This window comes from Gimesia maris (assembly GCF_008298035.1).
Classification (GTDB): Bacteria; Planctomycetota; Planctomycetia; order Planctomycetales; family Planctomycetaceae; genus Gimesia; species Gimesia maris.
The window spans coordinates 6,980,809-7,004,886 of record NZ_CP042910.1; the positions used below are offsets into that span (position 1 = coordinate 6,980,809).

Consider the following 24,078-nt stretch of genomic DNA (forward strand, 5'->3'; position numbering starts at 1 on the left):
ACTATCCTTAAACGCAATAACTCGTTTTTAAACTGGTTTATAAAGGTATCAGATCAGATGACATCCGTTGAGATCAGCTCTCTTTGATCATCTCTCTGATTTTGTCTTTCACTTCACTGATCAGGAACGGTTTCCCCTGGACTTTATTCAGGCCGACAGCATCAGCCAGGTAGGTACCACGAATGATCATCCGTAATTGTCCGGTATTCAGCTCGGGAATCAGGACCTTCTTATATTTCTTGATCAGATCGCCCAGATTTTTCGGGAACGGATTCAGGTAGCGAATATGGGCGTGCGCCACCGACAGACCTTCCTGAACCGACTGTTTGACCGCAGTGCGAACCGCCCCGTAAGTTCCCCCCCAGCTGATCACCAGCAGGTCTCCCGACTCAGGACCTTCGACGGTCTGTTCGGGAATAAAGTCTGCAATCCCGGCAATTTTTTCTGCCCGGAGTGTGGTCATAAACTGATGGTTTTCGGGAGAGTAATTCACATTACCTGTCACGTCTGATTTTTCCAGACCACCCACGCGGTGTTCGCAACCCGGTGTACCAGGAATGACCCAGGGACGGGTTTTCTTTTCATTCCGCAGGTAGGGCATGAATTCCCCATTCGTCTGTGTATTTTCCTGGACGATCGGAATTGGTTTGAGTGACGAGACATCCGGAATCTTCCAGGGCTCGGCACCGTTGGCAATATAACCGTCACTGAGCAAGAGCACGGGAGTCATGAATTCCACCGCGATTCGCAGTGCTTCCTGAGCCATCTCGAAGCAGTCTGCCGGTGTCGCAGGAGCGATGAGAGGCATCGGGCAGTCACCGTTGCGGCCGAACATGCACATATACAGGTCCGACTGTTCTGTCTTGGTGGGCAGCCCCGTGCTGGGTCCGCCGCGCTGGACATCAACTACGACCAGCGGCAATTCCATAATCGCTGCCAGTCCCATACCTTCACCTTTGAGAGCGATTCCGGGACCACTGCTGGCAGTAATCGCCAGATCGCCGGCAAAAGAGGCACCAACGACGCTGGTAATCGCAGCGATTTCATCTTCTGCCTGGAAAGTGACCACGTTGAAATTTTTCAGTTTGGAAAGCTCGTGCAGAATATCGCTGGCGGGAGTGATCGGGTAACCGCCGTAGAACAACTGCTTGCCGGCCAGTTTGGCTGCCGTCACAAAACCGAATGCCAGTGCTTCGTTACCGGTCACCTTGCGGTAATTACCGGCAGGCAGATCCGCGGGATCAACGCGGTAATGCACGGTAATCGCTTCGGTAGTAATGCCGTAATTATAGCCGGCGTGTAAGGCTTTGAGGTTCGCTTCGACCAGTTCCGGTTTTTTTGCGAACTTGCTTTTGACCCACTCTTCAGTCGGGGTCGCATCGCGCTGATAGAGCCAGTACACCAGCCCCATCGCGAAAAAGTTTTTGCAGCGTTCTGCTTCTCGTGGCGAAAGTCCCAGTTCGGCGACGGCGTCGCGCGTCAAACTGGTCATCGGCACTTTCTGCAGCTGGTAGGCGGCCAGAGATTCTTCATCGTCCAGCGGGTTACTGTCGTAACCGGCTTTGGACAGGTTCGATTTCTCGAATGCGTCTTCGTTGACGATCAGTGTTCCGCCCCGCTTGAGATCGGCTACGTTGGTTTTCAACGCCGCCGGGTTCATGGCGATTAACGTATCGACTTCATCACCGGGAGTGTAAATGTCTGAGCTGGAGAAGCAGATCTGGAATCCACTGACTCCGCCCAGCGTACCGGCAGGTGCGCGGATTTCTGCGGGAAAGTCAGGCAGTGTACTGACATCGTTACCAAAGACAGCGGACACATTCGTGAACTGCGTGCCGGCCAGCTGCATTCCATCGCCACTATCTCCACAAAAACGAATTACAACAGCATCCAGTTGTTCGCTGATCTTGCCATTAGCACCAGACACATCAGTGGTCGACATTCTTTTGTTTACTCCCCGGTAGTCGCCTGAGTTCAGGCGGTACAGTCTCAGTTGAATGAAAAAATATTTTTAATGGTCTGTCTCCCCGGTGATCGCGACTGCCGCTCGATTAAAAGACGGGTTCGCTGGTCTGGTCCTGTTTTTCGATTACGAAAAACCAGACACTTCATCACTGAAAAGTTGAAACCGTGGAAAACGCGATGTGCTCTCTCAGACATGGTTCGGGACTGAATTGCTTCAGACCCCGCAAAAGGAGGGAAAGACGCAGGAGTAGGCCACACTTGGTTTTCACAATTTACATGCATCATTTCGTCTGTCGGGCGATTCCTTTCAATCCCTTGCGAGCATTGAAGTTCCAGCTCCAGACATCCGCGCTTTCCATCACGGCCTGCTTACCATCACTCCTTTGAACGGCAAACTCAACGTAACAGATTTATTCCTTATAATCGGCATTTTTGCACTATATTCAACACTTGGAAAGGCCTTAAACATCACATTCTTTGCTGATTCTTCAGATTTTCTCTCATGAGATGGATCAGACCTGTACTCATATCAAATTATAGGCAGCCTGTTCTGTCATCCAACTGAAATTAAACCCCGATATCCTATTTTAATTCTCCGGCTGATTCCAGATGAAGGTCCGCGAAAGTATTTGCCCTAAGTACAATGAAAACAGGGAGTAGAAACATACGGTTCCCACTCCCTGTAGAGACACGGTTCACAACAACCTGTTCAACTCATTTTCGTCATTGTGTAAAAATAATTCATAATATCGTGAGGCAGCTCCTGAACATCAATATTATTGAAGCCCGCTTCTTCCAGCATTGAACAGGCCAGTTCTTTACCCCAGCAGGTTCCCAGCCCTGCGCCCCCCTGGGCCAGAGAGACGGTCATGCAGTGCATGGTCGAAATGGTATAGAACATCGGCCCCAGTGGATTGGTGATGTTCTGCTCCACATTGCTGGAAGCGGCGATATCCTGCATCAGGAAGGTGCCGCCCGGCTTCAGTGCCGCATTCACTTCGCGAAGAACCTGGTCCGGTTTGGCCTGATCGTGAATCACATCGAAGGCGGTAATCAGATCAAACGCATCGGTCATATTCATCTCGGAAACATCCTGCACCTGGAAAGTCACGTTGGTCACGCCTCGTTTCACCGCGGACGCCTGGGCCCTGCCGATCGATTCTTCCGAGATATCAAAGCCGGTAAAGCGACTTTGGGGAAACGCGGCTGCCATTTCGATCAATGCCAGTCCGCTGCCACAGCCAATATCCAGGACTTCAATGCCGGCTTTCAGTTTGTCTTCGAGTCCGGGAACCAGTGGCAGAATATGCTCGAACAGACCACACACAACCGAATTATAACTCTCTTCCGCCATCACTTCGTGGAAACGGGCGAACTCCGAATAAGGGACCCCGCCCCCTTCACTGAAACAGTCGACGATCCGATCTTCCACCGAGCCGAGCACGGAAAACCACTGCATTGTCGTCGCAAAATTATTGGAACCGGCGGCTCGCGTCAGCAACGCGGCATGCTCGGCGGGGAGAAAACAGGTCTTTAATACCGGGTCATATTCGACAATCCCACCGGTGACCATCGCCCCCAGCCACTCGCGGACATAGCGTTCATTCAGACCGGACTGCTCTGCGATGGCCTCGCTGGTGGCGTGCTCCATCTCACTCATGATGTCAAACAGCCGGGCCCGATGACCGATGGAGAGCATGAATGACAGCGCACTATGATTGACGATCTGCAGCAGTTTCTGGCCGAACTCGTCTGTCCGCTCCGCGTCAATATTCAGATTACAGTTGTTACACATTGTGAATCCCTTTCTTTCAGATTCCGTTAATTGTATTTGTTCTGATTTCCAGTCCGCGGGAAGCCCGACAACCCCGCGGCTAAATTACTGAGCGAAGAAGTCGCCCGCATGTTACCTGTTTTTTTGAAAAAAAAGAAATGATCCGCCGAACCATCTCAAGATTCATCAGACCCGTACTGAGAAATTCGACGTAAACAGCCAGGAATTAGAGGGTTGGAACTGTTCCAACGACTCGTCAAGTGCTGGAATCGAGTCACAGTCTGTTCGACTGATGCCCGGTGGGAGGTAGCCTCTCCAGGTTCATTCCGATCGAGCATATCAGATCGAGAGGCGCTATGGTGAAACGGGACGCGTTCTAAAAGCATTGCTCTCAAACAATCTGCATGAGCAGTCCTGAACGCGAAGTAAGACCTGGCAATCGAATCAGCGTCAGCAGGATGACCTTGATTTCCTAAGAAAAGGGCATTGTATTTACGCTACCGGGTCAGAGTTGCCTCTAAGAAGCCCACCTTGAGAAGTATAGTGAGCAATCAGCTCAATCAGATTTAGTCGGTCAATTGGCTTGATTGCATAATCATCACATCCACTCTCGATACATTTCTCGCGATCTGTTGCCATCGCATGTGCGGTTAACGCAATGATGGGACGAGCATATCCCTCGTTTCGTAATTGTCTCGTTGCGGCATACCCATCCAGTACCGGCATTTGCATATCCATGAGAATCACATCAAAGGGAGACTGTTCCGATTCTGCTTTCGCCACCAGATCTAACGCGATTTGCCCGTTTTCAGCCAGTGTGACTTCTGCTCCGGCGCTCTTCAACATGAAACGAATCAGACGCTGGTTATCCGGCCCATCTTCGACAAGTAACAGACGGCTGTTTTCGAGTGAAATTTTCGGAACATCACTCGATGTGGCCTCCCTCTTGTCAGCAATGGATATTCCATTGCCATCAATCAGTCGCGTAGGATCTACTTCCCCCACCGGAATAATGACCGAAAAAGTGCTCCCCTTTCCTACCGTGCTGGAGACCTGAATGGTCCCTCCGAGGAGTTCCACCAGGCGTTTGCAGATGGCAAGGCCAAGACCAGTGCCCCCATACTGCCGCGTAGTTGAGCTATCTGCCTGTGTGAACGGCAAAAAGAGATTTTCAATCTGTTCTGCTGCGATGCCAATGCCTGTGTCGAAGACATCGAAGTGAAGTTTTTGTTGATCGCTCTGCTGATTACTGACGAGGCGAATCACGAGTTGAACTGATCCGTGTTCTGTGAATTTGATGGCATTTCCGATCAGATTGATCAGGATCTGGCGCAGCCGCGCCGGGTCAGTGTGAATTAATTCAGGAACAGGACCCTCAAAGTTGACTTCCAGGGGAATGCCCTTTGCCACGGCTCGCACCTGCAATAAAGAAATCACATCGTTCACAATTTCGTGAGGAGAGCAGTCAAGCCATTCAACGTCTAATTTACCGTCTTCGATCTTCGATAAATCTAAAATATCGTTGATGAGACCCAGCAGGTATTCTCCATTCTGGTGAATCGTCCGTACGACTTCGATCTCTTCCGTCTGGTTCAGATCATTGATCAGGATATCTGTGAATCCCAGAATGGCCGTCATGGGGGTTCGAATTTCATGGCTCATATTGGCAAGAAACTCAGACTTGGAACGGTTGGCCGCTTCGGCAGCCTCTTTCGCCTGTTGTAACTGCGAGATCGCCTGAAATCGTTCGATAACAATCCCCGCAAGGTAGGCAGTGGTCTCAATCAGTTCACGTTCAGCTAATTCTGGTAACTTGTGGGACTGGTAATACATGGCAAGTGTCCCCAGTACCTTACCTCTGCGAGAACGAATCGGAACTGACCAGCAGGCTTTCAATCCCGTGCGTTTCACTAACTCTCTCATCGGCTCCCAATTTCGATGCTCCAGCACATTGTCGATAAACACGGGACGATTGTGAAATGCTGCCGTACCACAGGATCCCTTTGCAGGGCCGATTTTGAATGGACTTGTTGCCTCGATGTAGTATCCAGGAAGACTGGGAGCGACACCGGGCTGCAGGTACTGGCCAGACTCATCGAGCAGAAGAATTGAGCAGATCATTTCAGGACTGTATGACTCAACGCCCAATACGATCGTTTCCAACACTTTTTCCAGAGGTACGGATGAGGCCAACTGCTTGTAAACCTGATTTCGACTGAGTGTCAGAGCTGCTTCTCGTTTACGCTCTGAGATGTCGAGCACTATAGCAACAAATACGGAACGCTCACCAAGCTTTGCCAGTTGAATATGTAATTCAACTGGATATAAGGAACCGTCTTTGCGGCGATGAACGGTTTCAAACTCAATATGTTTAACAGTTCCATTCAACAGCGGCGCCAGCAGACGTTCAATAGAGGCAGGGGTATGCTCAGGGGTAATCTCCAGCGGACTCATCTCCTGGAGTTCTGCCAGTGTATAACCGATATTTGCCAGTGCTCCATGATTTACATGCACAAAGCGGAAGGTCTCGACCTCAACGACATAGATTTCGTTCAGGGAGTGCTCCAGGATTTCACCAAACGCGTTCAAATGGGGTTGCACACGTTGATCTTGTTCCGATTGCTGAGGGGAAAAACCGGCACACACTGCGTCCAGCGCCGTGTTCAACTCAGAAGCGATTGACGCGTCGAGTTTACTAATACATTGTCGCATGTATTCTATTGGATCAGATGGCGTTTGAATTGGTTCCCCCCTTTTCGAAATTGGAGTTTTGGATCACTGCCACTGTTTTTATCACTGGAAGAAGACTGTTCCAGTGCAACGAGACAAACCTGCGTGCCACGATAATCATTCAATTCGGGCAAACTGTCAATATTCATCTTCGTCACTTCCTGAGCCATCATGCAGTGAATGATGGCAGTAGTCGCGACTCCTGTCATGAATGTTCTCTCTTTTAAAGCGTGCGATCCTGATGACACTTGCGCATCAGGCTATTCCTGTAGAACCTGATAATCGTTCATTCTTTTGTAGACTCTCTATCAAACATACAGTCTGCCTGGAGAAGACATCGGGGGAGAAAATTCAACATAACAGAGGCATTTCCTGCGTGTGAATCGCGTATCGTTGTTAAACCTTTCAACCAGCCCCCTGTGTAAGTTTACACCCTATAACTCACCCTCCCGATTCGGATCCTCAGGTGATCCTGTTGATCGACTGTGTCCAGTTTTCCTGCAGCGTCTCCCGGGCCATTTAAACAGGGTAGATTAGATTGAGAGACGCTCCGGATAAATGTGATGCGTTCCAGCTTATCGAATTAATGGAGGTTCCATTGTCAGTTAGATCCGCAGTCTTGGACCTGAATAAATCAATGAATTTTTATATATCGATGGACGAGATGTCATCTGCGCTGTTAAAATGATGGCCAGTCGATGCTTCAAGTACCCGTGCTTCAAAAGGACAGAATGTTTTACCTGTCAACTCTCTGAGAAACAGGAGATCGCGTATGCCAGGCAGATTTTCAGACCGTCGTCTATCACGCCGCGAATTGTTACGCGTGGGCGCACTGGGTACCGCCGGTCTTACCCTGCCTCAACTGCTGGCATCACAAGCGTCGCGCGCCGCAGGCCCGGTGAATGGTCCCGCGGCGAAAGCAGATGCCTGCATCATCCTGTTTCTGAACGGCGGCCCCAGCCATCTTGACATGTGGGACATGAAGCCCTCCGGTCCGATCGAAATTCGCGGCGAATTCAATCCCATCGCCAGTTCGCTGGAGGGGGTGCAGGTCTGCGAACATCTGCCGCTGCTGGCACAACAGATGCATCACACGACTGTGATTCGTTCGATGAATCACAGCGTCAATAATTCACATGCCGCTGCCGTCTATGCGGCGCTCACCGGGCACGATCGCGGCGAACAGGGGGGCGGCGCGAAACCCGATGATCACCCCTGCCCGGGCGCTGTGCTCGCCAAACTGCGACCGACGCCCCACGGTTCGCTGCCTTATATCTCACTTCCCTACAAAACCAAGGAAGGTGCTGCCGGCCCACTGCAGCCCGGTTTTCTAGCCGGCTTCATGGGGGCGACCTACGATCCGTTCTGGGTACTCGATGATCCGAATCAACCGAATTTTCATGTACGCAATCTGGCACTGCCGGACGGTCTGGCGATGGAGCGTATGAACGATCGTCGGAGTCTGCTTTCTGCGCTCGACCAGGGGCTGAATCTCGATTCGAATCAGACGCTGGCCTCGATGAACGATTTCCAGAGACAGGCCTTCGATCTGTTAACGTCCAACAATGCCCAGAAAGCATTTAAACTGAGCGAAGAACCCGACAGCGTCCGAGACCGCTACGGCCGCAACATCTACGGACAGAGTGTGCTGCTGGCGCGACGACTGATTGAAGCCAACACGCGCGTCGTCACCATGTCCTGGGCACCGGATGCGAACGCCACCTGGGACACTCACGGTCAGAACTTCAACAAACTGAAAAACGAGCTGCTGCCTCAGTTCGACGCCGCCTGCAGCAGTCTGATCGCCGACCTCGCCGAACGGGGAATGTTACAGCGCACGCTGGTTGCCGTGCTGGGCGATTTCGGACGCACCCCGAAGATCAACAACAATGCCGGCCGCGACCACTGGAACTCATGTTATTCAATCATGCTGGCCGGTGGAGGGATCAAGCCCGGCTTCGTCCTGGGTGCCAGCGACCGCTCGGGCGCGGTTCCCACGCACAGCCCCGTCTCCCCCGGCGACATCGTCGCCACCATGTATCGCCTGCTGGGCATCGACCACCAGCATCTGATCTACGACACACTCAACCGCCCACACACGGTTGTCCCCGAAGCCCGACTCGTGCCCGAAATTATTGCGTGAGGTTTTGCAAAACGGAATGTGCCATGTTGAACCGTATGATTTCCCGGAATGCATTCAAACTGACTTGCCTGGGTTTTCTGTCAAGTTTGCTCATCGCAGGTCTGCTCTCCTGCAGTTCTGAAACGCCGCAGCATTCCTCCAAAGAGGCCTCCCTCAAACAACTGCAGCAGTTGAAAGCCGAATTGTCGTTCAATGCGCAGAGACAACTGATCGCCATTGATCTCTCTGAACGCGATCTCGCGGATGCGGATCTACCCGATTTCTCGCCGTTTGTGGAACTGCGTGAATTCCATGCCATTTACACATCACTTCGCGGCCAGTGTCTCTCCTCACTCAGTCAGTGCCCAAAACTCGAAGTGCTCAACCTGTATGCGGCACCGATTGAAGACACATACTTAAACCACCTGTACGGTGCCGCCACTCTCAAAAAAGTCAATCTGGCAGGATCCAGCGTTTCAGATAAAAGTATCTCTATCATTAAATCCTGGAAAAATCTGGAAGAACTGGAACTCGGAGATACCAGATTCACCCTTGAGGCAATCGAAAAACTACACAGAGAACTACCGGAAATTGAAATTTACCCAACGCCGTCCTCTTTACCTGCAGGCCTGTGAGCAAAATGGCTTCGACTCGCTCACCCCGTTTCCGCAAGTTTTTAATCCTGGCAGGGATCACGCTTGTCTGTCTCTGTAGCTTCATTGCCTGGCAGATCATGAAACCCAGATATCTGTTATCAGGTGTTACCAGATCATGCTTCAATGCAGAGTATATCGCGCCTGAAACCTTACTGGCCGTTGGAAATCGAAAGCTTTATGAATTCAAAGGCCAGAACTATTCAGAGTCAACGATTTTGTACGCTTCGGAAACGCGGTTATTTTCTCTGGGGATACACCGCGATTCGCCCGTGAAAGTCATCGTTGGTGATTTAGAGGGTCGGATTCACTTCCCAGAGACTGATCTGGCTCCAGTGAAAGCCATTGGGGGGGTTGTCTTTGCCTGTGGCATTAAAAGTTCCCGGGATTTCTCTGAATGCACCATCATCGCCGCAGGACATGACGGCGTCCAGGATATGGGATGGGGAGGAAATGTTCGCCTGATTCGATACAACGGCAAAACACTTGAACTCGGGAAGAACTACGAATTCGAATGGACGCCAAAGAGCTTGTGTATCGCCCGCAAAAGCAACACGATCATTGTCGGCTGTGCGTCTAAAGAAGTCATACACATTGACCTGGATACTGATGTGCGCAAAACGATTCGAGTGGAAGGAGGTGTAACCAACTGCGTTTTGTCGCACGATGATAATCTGCTCGCGGTCGACGAATATGAATCAGTAACCATACGGCGTGTTTCAGACCTTGAAGAAGTCATCGCACGCATCCCCATTCAAAAAACCGAGCAGTGGATTCACACCTGTATCCGCTGGCATCCAACACAACCAGAGGTGCTGATGATCGCAGAAGCCGGCGTTGGTGTTAAACTGCTTAATGTTTCCAGCCAGGAAATTCAGATCATCAAAAACCCGGACATCACAGAGCCAACCACGATCTGGTTTTCCGAACACGATCACACTTTCAATCTCGTGGAGAGAGACTGGCGTTTTGTGACGATGAAACTGGATAAATGATAATTAAGATTGATTACCTGGTCAGACCTCTCCGTCTCAATCCACATTTTTCCGATAGACGAAATTCAAAGTGTCGCGCTGTAACAACATGCTCAGTTCGACCAGCATGTACAGGGTGCGGTAGATGGTTGCCCGCGCACAGCGCCTCTGCTCTGCCTGCTGCGCTTGCATCGCTTCAACCAGTTCCTCGGCGGTAAACTCGTCCGGCTGTCAGGCGACTGTCTGGGCTACCAGCAAACGTTCCCGGGTCAACCTGTGATTTTGAGAAATTTCGTGTGTCTCAAAGCGTGCCTGCAGTTCATCTTCAAAGCTCATGCTTCTCTCCCGTCACCAGATCGCAGCAGGGATACTCGTTGAAACAGTCTGCTATTTTACGAGTCTCCTTTCAGTGTGTGAAGCTGAAGTGAATCAAATATTGAAAACAGGGCTCCTCGCAGAAAACGTCTGTGTCGATTCCATGTTGGCGATTGAAAAGTGAGTCGATCGGTAGCGATGCCTGGATATCGACACCAGAAGGATCTCAAAAAGTGGAGAAAAATAACCACGTGTTAGACACGGATGGACCGCCGCAGTTATAATGAAAAGTAATCCATGCCTCGCGCGATTCCAGACTGATCCATATTGAGAATATCTGTTTACAGACAGTTGGAACATCATGATCAAATACAAAATCCCCCACTCCCTGTGTTTCTTATGCTTCGTTCTCATCCTCTGGTTCAGCATTGACTCGTCTTCCGTGCGAGCAGCAGATGAGCAGTCGAGCAATAATTCGTCGGAGACAAAAGAAGATGCTCCGTTGCGACAGCAGGAAAAACAGTTCCGCTGGAAATTTGAGCCGGGTAAAAAATATTTCTGGTCGTCTATGTTCGAAACCAACTTCACTGTGCCTCAGGGGGATGCTGTCGTGAAAGCCGCCGGAGGGTCCACACTCGATTTTGAAATCCTGGTACTTGATCGAACCGGGGATCAGAATCTGACCAAACTGAAAGTTTCTCTGGTGGGAGTTCGCGCCCACAGTACCATTCCGGAAATGGAGTTCGATTACGATTCGTCGAAAAAAATCGATGAAGCAGAGCAGAATGAGATTTATAAACTAACTGCCAAAATGTTTTCTGCGATTATCACGGAATTTAAACTGGAATGTCTGGTTGATGCACGTGGCGTGGTCAAAGATGTGAGCTATGACAAAATTTTGATGACGAAACTGGAAACGTTACCGAATTCTCAGTCGCTCACCGCATTGTTGACTGCTAAAGGATTGAATTCCTTATTCTATGGCGGGTTGATTCCTTTTCCTGAGGAACCATTGCAAAAGGGAGACTTCTGGGGTCAATCCTATTTTGGTCAAGCCGGCGGATTGGGCACAATAAAAATTGAGTTCATACCCCGCTATGCAGGTCCCGTAAAACGGGAAAACAAACAATGGGAACAATTTGATGTTGAGTTAAAAATGCATTTGCTCAGATCTTTTCAACAACTGCCTGTCAAAATAAAAAAACGAACTTCGACCGGCGTCTTTTACTTTGACCCGCAATCGCAAATCGTACGCAGTAGCGAGTGGGAGTTGAAGTTCGATCTCGTCTTAAATGACGGTGCCGCTAAGGGACAATTTAGCTTTAAGGGAAACTCGCGCTTTGGTTTTGCTGAGGAACGAAATAAAATAAAAGCCAAAGCCACTGAAGCAGAAAACCAGAAATGAACCAGGTATGGTCTACCGTGCAGAGATTACAGCCGGTGCAGATTCAATTTATGTCTACTGCTCCCGATATCCCTTGAGATTGAGATTAACCTGTAGCAGCGAGTCATTACGTTAAATTTTTTCAGATTGATCTGACAACAATAAAACTCACTAAGACGTTTCACGATGTCCAACACGATTCCTGGTTTTGCTGAGTTCGATCAACAGCCTGATGTGTCCCATCAGGAACTGGTGTCCCGGCTGGAAAACAGTTCCGGCCTGGGTGTATCTCTGATGGATCCGAGCGAACTATATAACTTTCCTGACAGCCATCAGCCGAGTGAGTCAGCGCTGGTATTTCTGGTTTCAGACTATCCGCGCAGCAAAAACGCGACTTACCTGGTTGACGGTCTGGACTTTGCGCCGGAAGCAGACATTGACTTGCCACTTCGCAGCCGGGATCGTCTTGAGCTGATCCTGTTACTCATCGAGTCGCTGTTCGAGAACTACAATATTTCCCGGCTCTGCATTGCCTTTAGTGACATGGATCAGATTGAAGCGGTCATCAAAACCAGTCAAGCCGATCTGCGTAAGACAATTTTAGAGGATTGCGAATCCAATATCATGCCCCCCTGCTCAATCTATGACATCGTGGCAGATTGAGCGGTTCAATAATATTGAAGCGTGAAGCGATTTACGCCTCTTCTGCGACTGGGAAATCGGTATAACCTTTGGCACCGTTGGGGCTGTACCAGTCCTGCATTTCGGCTTCAGGCGCGAGTTCCAGGCCTTCCGCGAACCGGTGGACCAGATCCGGGTTGCTGATAAAGGGACGGCCGAAAGCGATCATGTCGGCATCACCGGCGGCGATGGCTGCTTCGGCTGATTCCTGTGTGTAACCGCAGTTGCCGATCAAAGGGTGGTGAAAGACCTTACGAAACTCGGCTAATGTCATCGGCTCACCCAGTTCGTGAAAGCCGAAACCCAGGCCATCCATGACGTGCAGATACGCCAGGCCGAACTGATCCAGTTGAGAGGCAACATACGTAAACTGCTCGCGATAGTCGGGGGACCCCATGTCGTTGAAATTTCCATTGGGGGAAAGCCGCACGCCTACACGGTTTGCCGGCCAGACTTCGGTCACCGCCGAGACGACTTCGCCCAGCAGACGATACCGGTTCTCCACGCTGCCGCCATACGCGTCATCGCGGTGGTTGGTTTTCGACTGCAAAAACGTGTCCAGCAGATAACCGTTGGCAGAGTGGACTTCGATGCCATCAAAGCCGGCCCGTTTCGCCCGTTCGGCCGCCTGTCTGTAATCGGCGACAACAGCCGGCAGCTCACTCGTCTCCAGTGCGCGGGGGACTTCGTGCGGTTCTTTGCCTTCAGGCGTATGAATATATTCCGCGTCGATGGCAATGGCTGAGGGCGCAACGTGCTTTTCCCCGTTATGGAAACTGGGATGCGAGGCCCGTCCACAGTGCCAGAGTTGCAGAAAGATTTTCCCCCCCTGCTCATGGACGGCGGCGGGAATCTGTTTCCAGGCGGCTTCCATTTCGTCCGTGTAGATGCCGGGACTTTCATTCCAGCCATTCGCCTGCGGGGAGATTGTTGTTGCTTCCGAAACAATCAGGCCGGCGGCAGCACGCTGCGCATAGTATTCCGCCATAATCGGTTTGGGGATCCGCTCTGTTCCAGCACGGGACCGCGTCAGGGGTGCCATGGCGATTCGGTTGGGCAGTGTGAGATCGCCAATGGTGACAGGCGAAAATAGATGGGGTGCAGCCAGGTCCATGAAAAATTCCTTCGTGACAAGTCAACTAAGCGGGAGCGCGCTTACAATGCATCATATCAGCAATCAGTGTATTCATCGGGTTTCCAGAAGAAAAGGAGCCGTGATCAACTTCGCCTGGCGGGCAGTCATTTCAGAGTCATTCGAACAGAGGATGAGAATTCACCGGAATCACACTACTGGCAGTTCAGAGACCAGTTCGCAGGCTCAGACCTCAATGTTCAGGAGTATTTTCACTTAAGAAGGGGCAAATCGCTCATGTGGCATGTGAATTGCTTTTACCATGGGAGTATCCCCTACCTTTTATTTGAGGATCGGAGTCCCATGAGATTTCATCGCCTGCGAAACGTATTAAAACGTTCCGGATCAGACTTTCTGTCCGACGAATGCATGGGCAGCGGTGCGGCGATCGCATATTACACGATTTTTTCACTTCCCCCGTTACTCGCGATCGTGTTTGCTGTAACGACCCAGTTCTGGTCAGCCGAAAAAGTGAGCACGGTGATCAATTCCCAGCTGGGTTTGCCCATCGAACAAAGCGTTTCTCAAGCGGACAACGATTCGTCAGCTTCCGCATTGAACCTGACGCGTGTGGCTGAGCGGGCACAACCAGGACATCAACAGGAACATCCCTGGTGGGCGCGAATCCTGGGAATCGGAATCCTGATTTTTTCTGCCAGTGGTGTCCTGGCCCAGTTGCAGGGCGCGCTAAATAAAGCCTGGAATGTCGAACCCGATCCCAGACAGGGCGGACTGATGTCCTTTCTCAAAAAAAGATTGATCTCCCTGGGGATGCTGGTCGTTATCGGGCTGCTGTTACTCGTTTCCCTGGTACTGACGACGTTTGTCGATGAGTTCACGCGCTGGATTCAGAATGGCGAACTGACCGGGGGCATGCTCACATTGATGATGCTCATCAATGGCATCTTGACTTTAGGGCTGGCGATCTTATTATTTGCTGCCACCTTCAAGGTTCTGCCTGATGCACACATCCCATGGCGCGATGTCTTTGTCGGTGCAGGCGTGACAGCGTTTCTGTTTGTGATTGGAAAAGCCGGGATCGGCTGGTATCTGCAGTATTCGGAAGCAGGATCCAGCTGGGGAAGCGCGGCGACATCGATGATTGGAATTCTGATCTGGGTTTACTATTCATCCCTCATCATTTTACTGGGCGCCGAGTTCACACAAAACTGGTCAATTGAATTCGGCAGCGGTCTTAAACCGGCTCCGGGCGCGATTCTCGTCACTGAAGAAAAAAACTACCACCGTACAGAAAGTGAAGTTCTGCTTCACAAAAATTGATTCGTGGAATCGTTATCCCCTCCATGATGACCCATATTGAAAGGCATGTATCATGATTCAGAAAGTAAAAGACAAACAGTCGTCCCCCGTTAAACCCATTGTTCTGCCCGCACGGGACAGTGCTTACCGCGCAGAACGCGTCGATCGCTTTGCACAGTTTGAAAAGCTGACCCGTTTTCTGGATGATGCCATCAAAGTGCCGGGAACCAACATGCGAATCGGCTGGGACTCCCTGATAGGAATTGTGCCCGGCCTGGGAGATGTGGTTTCGACTGCCTTATCCGGCTACCTGATCTATCAGGCAAAACAGCTGGGCGCATCCAACTGGGTGCTGGCGCGGATGGCGGGCAATGTGGGTCTGGACTTCCTCATCGGTGCCGTCCCCGTGGTGGGAGACGTCTTCGACGCCTTCTTCAAATCGAACCGTCGCAATTCCCAACTGCTGAAGAAACATCTGGACCGTCACAACGCCGGTTGATTTCCACTGTGAGAACAGAACCGAACTGCTTCGCTCTACAGAAAACCGAACCTATTTCAGTTCGAGATCATAGGCCCCTGGCGGGGCGTCAGCTTTGACTTCGATCCGCAGCTCGGTGGTGGCAGGGTCACTGTATTTTTTATCGAAGTCCGGCAGTTTGACTTTGGGAGCCCCACTGCCCGGTGGCGGCGTGTAAGGGAAAACAACGACTTTATACCAGCCAGGGGGCGCCCCGTTTTTTGCAGCGGCAATCAATTCGTATTTCCCCGTGTCATCAGCGGCCCCGCCCGGTTGATAAGGAGCCGTGTTCCCCTGCTCCGCATCAGGTCGAAAAGAGATACCGACTTTCGGCAGCGGTTCACCATTTACACGGACCATTCCCGATACGGGAACCAGCGTGGGACCCGCCTCCTGCGAACTGCAACTGCTGAGACAGCAGGCGGTCAGCAGCAGGCACAGCTCACTCAGAAGACGGTTCCCGAACCGCCGATGATACCAGTCAGTCATCTTATATATATCTCCTGCATTTATTTTTACACAATCAAAATGTTGTTGAGTTTTTAAAACTCGCCGAGTATTTCTCCGCCATTCGTACTCGACAGGTCCCGATACGTTGCCAGATCGATGTTGTCTGAAATGAAACGTACTGCGCCGTCGGCCAGCAGAAAATGACCGCCGCCTGTATGCTGGCTGGCAAAGCTGTGCACAACATCCCAGGGCAGCGTCAGGGGAGATCGCGAGTTGTAGGTATTTAACGGGACGGCACAACTGGCATTGCATTCGGCGGCGTTCATCCAGCTCCAGCCGGGACGAAAGCTGGCCGCCATTGCTTCATTCGCCACCGATTCCCCCACAACGGTCGTATTACTGGCGCCATCGGTAATATCTCTGATGCGTCTGAATTTCCGATAACTGAGTGCGAAAAACAGACCGTTATTGTTTTCAAAAGAATCGCCACCCACGGTGATAATGTTGTTGGTGTAAGCGCCCCACTGCCAGTCGCTCCCCATGACACCTTTGTAATCGGTGCGTGCGACATTGGTACCTCCCGTTGTATAGGGAGTCGATTCAGTGATCACCGCCGGTGCCGGATCACTGGGGCAGAGGAAGACAGGAACGACTGTCGCCAGATGCCCGCTGTCCAACATCGTTTTATTACCCGGATCACATTCGTTATAGAGCGAAGCCTGGTCGATATAAGGCAGTATCCGTACCATCCAGCCCCAGGACTTTGAGGTTTGGGTATAGCCTCCAACTTTGGCTGTATCTCCGTAGCCACCGTACAGATTGACGGGAAATCCAGTAAAGGCATCGTGATAATTGTGCAATGCCAACCCGAGCTGTTTCAGGTTATTTCGGCACGTGCTGCGCCGGGCGGCTTCGCGCGCCTGCTGTACCGCCGGCAGAAGCAGTGCAATTAATATGGCAATAATTGCGATCACAACAAGTAGTTCGATCAAGGTAAAACCGGTCTGACGGACCGGAAGACGGGATCTGACCTGCATAAGACACCTCCTTAATAATAAGCTCTATTTCACCTGTTAATCATTGCATTTATGAATCACTGTGTCAGAAACCACGGGAGCGTCTGCTGTTTCTGAGATCAATTTATTTCCTGATCGCAGTATAAGTTTGAATGTTGTTCCAGTAGTTGGCTTTAAAGCGTCCAGTGCTGTAATCATCGAGCAACAGCTCCAGTACGGACATGATTTGAGCAACCATTGATTTTCGGGCAGCTTCAGGATCATGTTGCCGGATCGCGCGCAGCACTGTTCCATGTTCCCGACAGACACGCGAGACCATCAGCGGTATCGGCTCCGGAGTCACTTCGAAGAACATGTCCATAATATGTAAGTTACTGACCAGCTTTTCAGCCGACTGATTTCGGGCAGCGTGTACCACCGCCATGTGAAAATCGAGGTCAACCTGCTGCCACTCTTTCATGAGAGTGCCTTCCAGCTTCGTCAGTCCCTCGGCGCGGATCTGCCTGGCCAGTTGCAGCATCCGACGATGGACGGATGTAATCACTTCTATCGCCTGGGGAGTCGCTTCGAGAGCCGCTTTTTCGGCCGCAAAACCTTCCAGCGCGGATCGCAGTTCGCACCATTCCCGGATTTCGTCGCGACTGGGGACTTTGACGAAGGTCCCCACCCGGGGAACCTGGCAGAGAATGCCTTCACTTTCCAGCTGTAAGATGGCTTCGCGGACCGGTACCCTGCTGATGCCCAGCTCTTTCGCCAGCTTGAGTTCTTCCAGGCGGTTTCCCGCGGTCAATTCACGGTGCTGAATTTTATTTCGGATGTGAAAATAAGCTTTTTCTCGCAATGTCGTGAGCATTTTTGATCTCCACGCGAAAACGGACGCTGTGTATACGCTGAGTATACACATAAATAATTGCGCATAACATCACAATTTTTAAATAAATGGCAGTTTATGAATAAATGATCATAATTGCGTTACTGGAATTTTGTCAGTATCTGACGAAGATCTCAGTTTTGTGGATTGGAGACCGGCATTTGCGCACCGACCTGTTTGAGATGCTGCTGCAGCCGCCGTTCAAGTCGGGCGGTGAGTTCCGGGTACGTCTTTGAAACATCGCTGGTCTCACTCAGGTCCTCAGCCAGGTTGTAGAGTTCATCGTTGCCGTCTTCATAGTAATGGATCAGCTTATACTCGCCGACGCGAATAGCGGAGTAAGGAACGCCGATGAATACGTTGTAATGCGGGTAATGCCAGTAAAGGGCTTCGCGGTTGAGTGTCGCGGCGGGGTCTTTCAGCAGGGGAACCAGGGAGAGTCCGTCGACGCTCTGATTGTGTTCCGTGTTGCCGGCAACGCCGGTGATGTTCAAAATCGTCGGATAAAAGTCCATGGTGATGATCGGCTCCGCGCAGACAGAGCCTGCGGGAGTGACGCCAGGCCAGAGCACGATGGCAGGCACGCGGGTCCCCCCTTCCCAGTGTTGCCCCTTCTCGCCGCGGAGGGGATCGTTATTACTGGTTTTGCGGCGGACTCCGCCATTATCGGAAGTAAAAACTATCAGCGTGCGGTCGGCGATGCCACTCTCTTTCAGTTGGGCACGGACGCGGCCGATGGCTTCATCGACGCTTTGAATCATGGCGGCGTACTCGGGATTTTTGTGCCGTTTCCCGGCGGGTAAACCTTTATACTTCTTTACCAGATCGGGGCGGCCCTGGATGGGGGAGTGCACGGAATAGAAAGAGCAATACAGAAAGAAGGGTTTGTCCTGCTGTTGGCGGATGAGCGCAACCGCTTCGTCGGCCATGCGATCGGTGAGATAACGATCCTGCCGCTCTGCTTCCGTCAGACTGCTGTCCCACTTCATCGCATCGCCGCCATAGGGGAAGTGATAACTGCGGGGCAGCCCACGATTCGTCCCGCTGATGTTGACATCGAAACCGTGATCCTGTGGAAGATTTCCGCGGCCGCCCAGATGCCATTTGCCGACATGAAACGTCTGATAGCCGGCTGTACGCAGGGCCTCGGGCAGCGTCGTGTATTTCTGATCCAGATGTTTTTTCCATTCGGGCGGCTTCAGAGGGAAATCGGTGTAGGATTTGGCCCAGCCGGGAATCCAGTCGGTCAGATGCGTGCGCGCGGGATACATGCCGGTCAGAAGCGCACCGCGGGTCGGCGAACAGGCATTGCAGGCGGAATAGTTCTGCGTGAACTTCATGCCTTCCGCAGCGAGTTGATCGATGTTTGGACTCTGGTAGAAGTCACTGCCATAACAGCCCAGATCGGTCCAGCCCAGGTCATCGACGAGGAAGAAGACCACATTCCAGGGTTTTTCGTCAGCGGCGTGTGTGGGTTGTGTGATGGAAGACAGGAAGCACAGCAGGATCACAGCCTGTGAAAACAGCGACGGTATGCGGAACATCATCAGTTCTTTTCTCACTCCTGGTTGGAACTCAGAGATCAGACTTGAACACAACATGATCTGACCTATCATAACAGGTCGGGATCGAAGAAACATACGGTAAACAGCAGAAAAGAGATGATCAGAAACTGGAGCAACAGTGAATTATCAGATTTCGGAAGCACACGGGGAACCAGTTGAAACTGCAGTCGCTGCGCTTCTGTCAGAGAGCTCCCGATCGACCGGATTTCCGTATGCGCCAGAACCTGTGAAGCTCAAAATTGAAGAGGTGGGCCAGATCATAGCCGGGCTCGTTGGCTTCACACTCTGGGAGTGGCTGTATATCGAGACGCTGGCAGTTGATGTAAACCATCGCGGACAGGGGCTGGGACGTCAGCTGGTCCTGGAAGCAGAGCACATCGCCCGTGCGCGAAACTGCCATGCGGTCTGGGTTGATACTTTCAGTTTTCAGGCACCCGAATTTTACTCACGTCTGGGTTACACTCCGTTTGGGACGCTCCCTGACTTTCCCGCCGATCAGCAGCGGATCTTCTTTCGAAAAAGTCTGACAGAGTGAATTGTCCGTATTGGAATTGTCTGTAACCTGCCGTTTCGGGTAGCATGACGAATGTGACATTCACGAGTCGATTTATCATGCACCCATTGAAAGCCCGCTACCATGCTCCAGTACTGTTTTCTGTTTCTGCTCTCCTGTGTATTCCTGGCTCCGACGGAAGCGACTGCCGCGACCGTGATTAACGCGGGCGTGGGTGGAAACCGGAGTTCACAACTCCTGAAGCGGCTGGACCGCGATGTGCTGGCGAAACAGCCGACGACCGTGGTGCTGATGGTGGGTACGAATGACCGGCTCAACTCAGGCGGGTTCATCGACATTCAATCCTATCGGAAGAATGTGGAATCGCTGATCGACCAGATCGAAGCAGGCGGCGCGAAAGTGCTGCTGGTGACACCTCCCACGTGCGTTCCCGAACTGCTGTTCAATCGACATGACCGCAAGAAGTATGACGATCAGTCGCCGGTCGCCCGGATGCAGGAAGTCAGAACCGTGCTGCTGGAGGTGGCCCAGCAGAAGAAAGTCGATCTGCTGGATTTCCACGAATATCTGATCCAACACAAGATTGCCGACGATCAGAAAACGAGCATGCTCCGCAACCCGGCGAACAGTGGCGTGAAGGATGGCGTGCATCTGATTCCCGCCGGTTATGAGCTGCTGGCCAAGCTGGTCGCAGACAAATTGAAAGCGGGCAAGTTCGACACGACGACGGTTGTCTGTTTCGGAGACAGTCTGACAAAAGGTTCTACGAAAGCAAATTACCCGGCGTATCTGCAGGCGATTCTGAATACCGGGAAGTGACCGTCGGTTTGCCGGCATAGTTAAAAGGAGTACACACGATGGATGAATTCATGCAGGCGGCGATTGAAGAAGCCGAGAAAGGCCGCGATGCAGGGGGCGTGCCCATCGGGTCGGTACTGGTTTACGAAGGCAAAATTATCGGCCGCGGACACAATCAGCGTCAGCAGAAAGGGAGCGCTATCCTGCATGGCGAGATGTCCGCATTGGAAGATGCAGGCAGACAACCGGCCCGCGTGTATCGCAACAGTGTGATTTACACGACGCTCTCCCCCTGCCCGATGTGCAGCGGTGCGATTCGCCTGTACCAGATTCCCCGCGTCGTCATCGGCGAAAACCAGACCTTCCTGGGCGACGAACGCCTGCTGCTGACCAGCGACATTGAACTGGAAGTGCTGCAGGACCCGCGCTGCATTCAACTGATGGAAGACTTCATCGCTGCCCACCCCGAAATGTGGAATGAAGATATCGGAGAGTGATTGTAAGGAGCCGACAGAAAAACAGGATCATTCTTCCCGATCAAGCACTTCGCGAATGGCTTTCACCAGTTCATCGAGGGTATGAAGACTGGTCGTTGAAAACCCGAAGGATTGTGGTTCCTTCTGCCGAGAAATGATTGCCGGTCTGACGACAGCGAACTGAAAACTCGGCTCTAATGGATCTACGTGCAGATCGCTGATCAGATCCACGTTCCGTGAGATTTTACAGGCTGGGACATCAAAGAATTGCGCGATCGCTTCTCTTAGCTCAAGTAACAACGAAGGATCTTCCGCTGGCCGGGCAGACAGAAACTGCTCGTCGGTTGAATCCCATGAGGCGAGTAAATTGCCACGGACTTTCTTTATCGTGGCAGAGTGCCTGGCGGAATCCCGGGTGAAGAGCAGAATCGCAGCCAAAAACGTACAGCCGGCAGGTATCGCGGCCACCCCCAGCCGTCCGATCCAGGTCACGTCGGGAATAAAGAGTGAGGCCACAAATCCGATCACGAACGCCACAACAGCTAACAGACCGGAGAAAATCAAGAGAAATCGCATTGATCAGTTTTCTCCTGTCTTACGTTCCATACTGGATAAAAACCCGGGCTCGCTACTGAGTCTGTACCAGCACGCGCAACCGTTTCACTTCGTATTGTGAGGCGTTCGACATGAAGGTCCAGTCGCGGGTTTTTCCGGTACTGTTGCCAATGCCGATGTCTGCGCCGGGTCCGCTTTTCCACTGGTTGATGGCGAAGATCGTCTGCTTTGCCTCATAGTTGTGGACCTGCATGCAGCCGTAACCGTCTGAAGGCTCGGATGGTTCATCGCCGAAATCCCAGAGGGTCGCGCTGGCGTTAGGAATGTTCTTTGCATTCAAAGGACCATAGTTGCTCGGCCAGAATTCGATGTTGCCGCCGGGCAGACCTTTACCCGTCACGATGCCGGGCACATTGGATATCACATTGAGATTGCTCACTTTCGTTTGAAAGCTGGCTTTGCTCTCAAACGTGGGCACAGCAATTTTAGTGATATCAGTGGTGAAGGCGTCCATGGAGACATACACGTATTGCGTTTCTTCACCGATTTTCTGCAGCTCCAGGAAGTAGGCGATGCGGCCATAAGGCGTGGTAAAATCCCGACTCGAATTGAAAGTGTAATTGATTTTGCGGCCCAGGTTTTTCAAATCAAGATCGTAGACCAGCGTGTACTCTTTGGATTCTTCGACTTTGAGCGACAACCAGTCGCGCTGGGGTACTTCGCCTGCCCGGAAGGGAGTCGCCGGCAGACCTTCTTTGTTAGACAGGTTGGGTTCTGCCAGTTTATTCCAGCCGAACCGCATGGCCGCGGCCTGCTTGACTTTGGGTGAGGACAGAATCACCGAGTCCCCTTCAATCACAGCGTCTGCGGGTACGAAGTCGGTTTCTTCGCCGATGATTTCGAACCAGTTGAGCGGTTTGCCGTCGCGCGAGACGAGTCCGCTGCCGACGTGATCGAAGGTGACACGCAGCTTGGCCCCTTCTTTCTTGAGCGATTTGAAGACCGGACCAGAATGCACGAGACCTTTCTGACCGTATGTTTTTGCCAGTGCGATCAACGCCAGACGAGCGCCGACGTCCTGCTTGTTGGTGGGATGGATGTCTTTCAAATCGCCGATATCGTGAATGACAACCTGACCGGTGTGTGGAATTTCCAGTGACTTGTTCTGCGCTTCCCAGAAGACCGGCAGAATACTGGGAGATTCACTGCCGTACTGAAAGGGAGCAATCTGAACGTAGAGGAAAGGGAATTCTCCCTGGTTCCAGACTTCGCGCCAGCCGCCGACCAGGGCTTTCATTTTTTCGAAGTAGAGCATGCCTTCGCCGTGATTGGATTCGCCCTGATACCAGATCGCCCCCCGAATGGCGAAGGGAACGAGGGGATGAATCATACCGTTATAAAGCGTGGTGGGAGAACTGTGACTGGTGAGCGGCTGAATGGCCGTGGGATACGCGGGAGGTGGCGTGAGCGGAGTTTCCGCTTTCAATGCGGTTTTTGCTTCCGCCGTCCAGTCTTCCAGGCCTTTCAGGTAAGTGCCCAGAGTGGCCTGGTAGGCGGCGGTTGCAGGGTTGGTGAGTTGTACCTGTTTCTCGATGTCGGCCAGCGCGGGAACCTGCGCAAAACCAACAGGGGGCGTCCAGGGTTCAATACGGGTGCCGCCCCAGGAGGAATTGACCAGCCCGATCGGGACATTAAGTTCCTTGTGTAATTTGCGACCGAAGAAGTAACCAGCTGCGGTATAGCTGCCTACGGTTTCAGGTGAACAGACGGTCCAGGCGGCATCAACGTCATCTTGTGGAAAGCCCTTGGGAACCCGGGGAATTTTGATGTGACGAATCAGCGGGTAATTGGCGGCCGCCTGTTCTTCTTCGAAATTGTTACTGCGGGAAACAGGCCATTCCATGTTCGACTGTCCCGAGCAGAGCCAGACTTCGCCAATCAACACGTCAGAAAATGTGACCGTGTTTTTTTCTCTGACCATGAGCGTTATCGGATCGCCGATCTGTTGAGGCGGCATTTTCACCATCCATTCGCCTTTGTTATTGGCGACTGTGGATGTAATGGAAGTTCCCAGTTTGATGGAGACTTCATTCCCCGGATCCGCCCAGCCCCAGACCGGAACAGGCACCCCGCGCTGCAGGACCATATGATCGCCGAAGATGTGAGGCAGTCGAACTTCTGCCTGAATCTGCGTGGTAAGAGAAAACAGAACAAAGCAGGCCGCAGCGAGCAGTGAGACGCGTTTTGATTTCATTATGGATTCAATTCGTCTGGAGTAGTTTGCAAGAAAAAGAAAGCGTCATGAATTTCGCTCTCTGTACTAAAA

Annotated in this window: 22 protein-coding genes; 10 read left to right on the top strand and 12 right to left on the bottom strand. The window is 51.9% G+C overall.

Annotated features, from left to right (window positions below; translation table 11 throughout):
• Positions 1 to 73 precede the first annotated feature (73 nt).
• The 4 genes from GmarT_RS25950 to GmarT_RS25965 all read right to left on the bottom strand — a co-directional run bounded on the left by GmarT_RS25950 (position 74) and on the right by GmarT_RS25965 (position 6,678).
• The gene (locus tag GmarT_RS25950) at positions 74 to 1,942 is read right to left on the bottom strand and encodes a 2-oxoacid:acceptor oxidoreductase subunit alpha (RefSeq protein ID WP_002644648.1); all 1,869 of its coding nucleotides are present in this window, start codon (positions 1,940 to 1,942) and stop codon (positions 74 to 76) included.
• Positions 1,943 to 2,674: 732 nt separating this feature from the next.
• Positions 2,675 to 3,760, bottom strand: coding sequence for a class I SAM-dependent methyltransferase (locus tag GmarT_RS25955; RefSeq protein ID WP_002644646.1), 1,086 nt, complete (start codon positions 3,758 to 3,760; stop codon positions 2,675 to 2,677).
• Positions 3,761 to 4,231: 471 nt separating this feature from the next.
• Entirely contained in the window at positions 4,232 to 6,451 is a 2,220-nt protein-coding gene (locus GmarT_RS25960; protein WP_002644645.1) for an ATP-binding protein, read from the bottom strand.
• A 5-nt stretch (positions 6,452 to 6,456) separates the two neighbouring features.
• On the bottom strand, positions 6,457 to 6,678 hold the full coding sequence (locus GmarT_RS25965; protein WP_002644644.1) for a hypothetical protein: 222 nt from the start codon (positions 6,676 to 6,678) through the stop codon (positions 6,457 to 6,459).
• A 563-nt stretch (positions 6,679 to 7,241) separates the two neighbouring features.
• Here GmarT_RS25965 and GmarT_RS25970 point away from each other — a divergent pair.
• From GmarT_RS25970 to GmarT_RS25980, 3 genes are read left to right on the top strand one after another with little or no spacing between them, the layout of a single operon-like run.
• A complete protein-coding gene (locus tag GmarT_RS25970) occupies positions 7,242 to 8,612 on the top strand; it encodes a DUF1501 domain-containing protein (protein WP_002644643.1) in 1,371 nt (456 codons plus the stop codon).
• A gap of 23 nt (positions 8,613 to 8,635) precedes the next feature.
• Positions 8,636 to 9,226 (top strand): leucine-rich repeat domain-containing protein, encoded by a 591-nt coding sequence (locus tag GmarT_RS25975; protein WP_002644642.1) that lies wholly within the window; start codon positions 8,636 to 8,638, stop codon positions 9,224 to 9,226.
• Positions 9,227 to 9,231: 5 nt separating this feature from the next.
• Complete coding sequence (locus GmarT_RS25980) at positions 9,232 to 10,239, top strand: hypothetical protein (RefSeq protein ID WP_149303432.1); 1,008 nt, start codon at positions 9,232 to 9,234, stop codon at positions 10,237 to 10,239.
• 36 nt (positions 10,240 to 10,275) lie between these two features.
• Here GmarT_RS25980 and GmarT_RS30275 read toward each other — a convergent pair whose 3' ends face one another.
• The gene (locus GmarT_RS30275) at positions 10,276 to 10,410 is read right to left on the bottom strand and encodes a hypothetical protein (protein ID WP_002644640.1); all 135 of its coding nucleotides are present in this window, start codon (positions 10,408 to 10,410) and stop codon (positions 10,276 to 10,278) included.
• A 565-nt stretch (positions 10,411 to 10,975) separates the two neighbouring features.
• On the opposite strand from GmarT_RS30275, the gene GmarT_RS25985 reads away from it, so the two are divergent.
• Together GmarT_RS25985 and GmarT_RS25990 are read left to right on the top strand one after the other, a co-directional pair.
• Positions 10,976 to 11,938, top strand: a complete 963-nt coding sequence (locus GmarT_RS25985) for a hypothetical protein (protein WP_149303434.1) — start codon at positions 10,976 to 10,978, stop codon at positions 11,936 to 11,938.
• Between the two features lie 165 nt (positions 11,939 to 12,103).
• The gene (locus GmarT_RS25990) at positions 12,104 to 12,580 is read left to right on the top strand and encodes a hypothetical protein (RefSeq protein ID WP_002644636.1); all 477 of its coding nucleotides are present in this window, start codon (positions 12,104 to 12,106) and stop codon (positions 12,578 to 12,580) included.
• A 31-nt stretch (positions 12,581 to 12,611) separates the two neighbouring features.
• Here the strand turns inward: GmarT_RS25990 and GmarT_RS25995 are convergent, their stop codons facing one another.
• Positions 12,612 to 13,712, bottom strand: coding sequence for an alkene reductase (locus GmarT_RS25995; protein WP_002644635.1), 1,101 nt, complete (start codon positions 13,710 to 13,712; stop codon positions 12,612 to 12,614).
• Between the two features lie 321 nt (positions 13,713 to 14,033).
• On the opposite strand from GmarT_RS25995, the gene GmarT_RS26000 reads away from it, so the two are divergent.
• Positions 14,034 to 15,011, top strand: a complete 978-nt coding sequence (locus GmarT_RS26000; RefSeq protein ID WP_002644634.1) for a YihY/virulence factor BrkB family protein — start codon at positions 14,034 to 14,036, stop codon at positions 15,009 to 15,011.
• Positions 15,012 to 15,063: 52 nt separating this feature from the next.
• A complete protein-coding gene (locus GmarT_RS26005; RefSeq protein ID WP_002644633.1) occupies positions 15,064 to 15,489 on the top strand; it encodes a DUF4112 domain-containing protein in 426 nt (141 codons plus the stop codon).
• Positions 15,490 to 15,540: 51 nt separating this feature from the next.
• On the opposite strand, the gene GmarT_RS26010 is transcribed toward GmarT_RS26005, so the two are convergent.
• From GmarT_RS26010 to GmarT_RS26025, 4 genes are all read right to left on the bottom strand, one after another.
• Complete coding sequence (locus GmarT_RS26010; protein ID WP_002644632.1) at positions 15,541 to 15,996, bottom strand: hypothetical protein; 456 nt, start codon at positions 15,994 to 15,996, stop codon at positions 15,541 to 15,543.
• A gap of 53 nt (positions 15,997 to 16,049) precedes the next feature.
• Positions 16,050 to 16,994: a DUF1559 domain-containing protein gene (locus GmarT_RS26015; protein WP_002644631.1), complete on the bottom strand. Its 945-nt coding sequence runs from the start codon at positions 16,992 to 16,994 to the stop codon at positions 16,050 to 16,052.
• Positions 16,995 to 17,097: 103 nt separating this feature from the next.
• The gene (locus GmarT_RS26020) at positions 17,098 to 17,826 is read right to left on the bottom strand and encodes a GntR family transcriptional regulator (protein ID WP_002644630.1); all 729 of its coding nucleotides are present in this window, start codon (positions 17,824 to 17,826) and stop codon (positions 17,098 to 17,100) included.
• A gap of 152 nt (positions 17,827 to 17,978) precedes the next feature.
• Positions 17,979 to 19,391, bottom strand: coding sequence for a sulfatase (locus GmarT_RS26025; RefSeq protein WP_002644629.1), 1,413 nt, complete (start codon positions 19,389 to 19,391; stop codon positions 17,979 to 17,981).
• Positions 19,392 to 19,527: 136 nt separating this feature from the next.
• Here GmarT_RS26025 and GmarT_RS26030 point away from each other — a divergent pair, with 136 nt between their 5' ends.
• The 3 genes from GmarT_RS26030 (at position 19,528) to GmarT_RS26040 (ending at position 21,218) form a co-directional block, all read left to right on the top strand.
• Complete coding sequence (locus tag GmarT_RS26030; protein ID WP_002644628.1) at positions 19,528 to 19,944, top strand: GNAT family N-acetyltransferase; 417 nt, start codon at positions 19,528 to 19,530, stop codon at positions 19,942 to 19,944.
• A gap of 102 nt (positions 19,945 to 20,046) precedes the next feature.
• Positions 20,047 to 20,742 carry an SGNH/GDSL hydrolase family protein gene (locus GmarT_RS26035; RefSeq protein WP_002644627.1) on the top strand — a complete coding sequence of 232 codons (696 nt, stop codon included), beginning with the start codon at positions 20,047 to 20,049 and terminating at the stop codon, positions 20,740 to 20,742.
• Positions 20,743 to 20,780: 38 nt separating this feature from the next.
• Positions 20,781 to 21,218, top strand: a complete 438-nt coding sequence (locus GmarT_RS26040; protein ID WP_002644626.1) for a nucleoside deaminase — start codon at positions 20,781 to 20,783, stop codon at positions 21,216 to 21,218.
• A gap of 27 nt (positions 21,219 to 21,245) precedes the next feature.
• Here GmarT_RS26040 and GmarT_RS26045 read toward each other — a convergent pair whose 3' ends face one another.
• Together GmarT_RS26045 and GmarT_RS26050 are read right to left on the bottom strand one after the other, a co-directional pair.
• Complete coding sequence (locus tag GmarT_RS26045) at positions 21,246 to 21,773, bottom strand: hypothetical protein (RefSeq protein WP_002644625.1); 528 nt, start codon at positions 21,771 to 21,773, stop codon at positions 21,246 to 21,248.
• A gap of 52 nt (positions 21,774 to 21,825) precedes the next feature.
• On the bottom strand, positions 21,826 to 24,006 hold the full coding sequence (locus tag GmarT_RS26050; protein ID WP_002644624.1) for a sialate O-acetylesterase: 2,181 nt from the start codon (positions 24,004 to 24,006) through the stop codon (positions 21,826 to 21,828).
• Positions 24,007 to 24,078 lie beyond the last annotated feature (72 nt).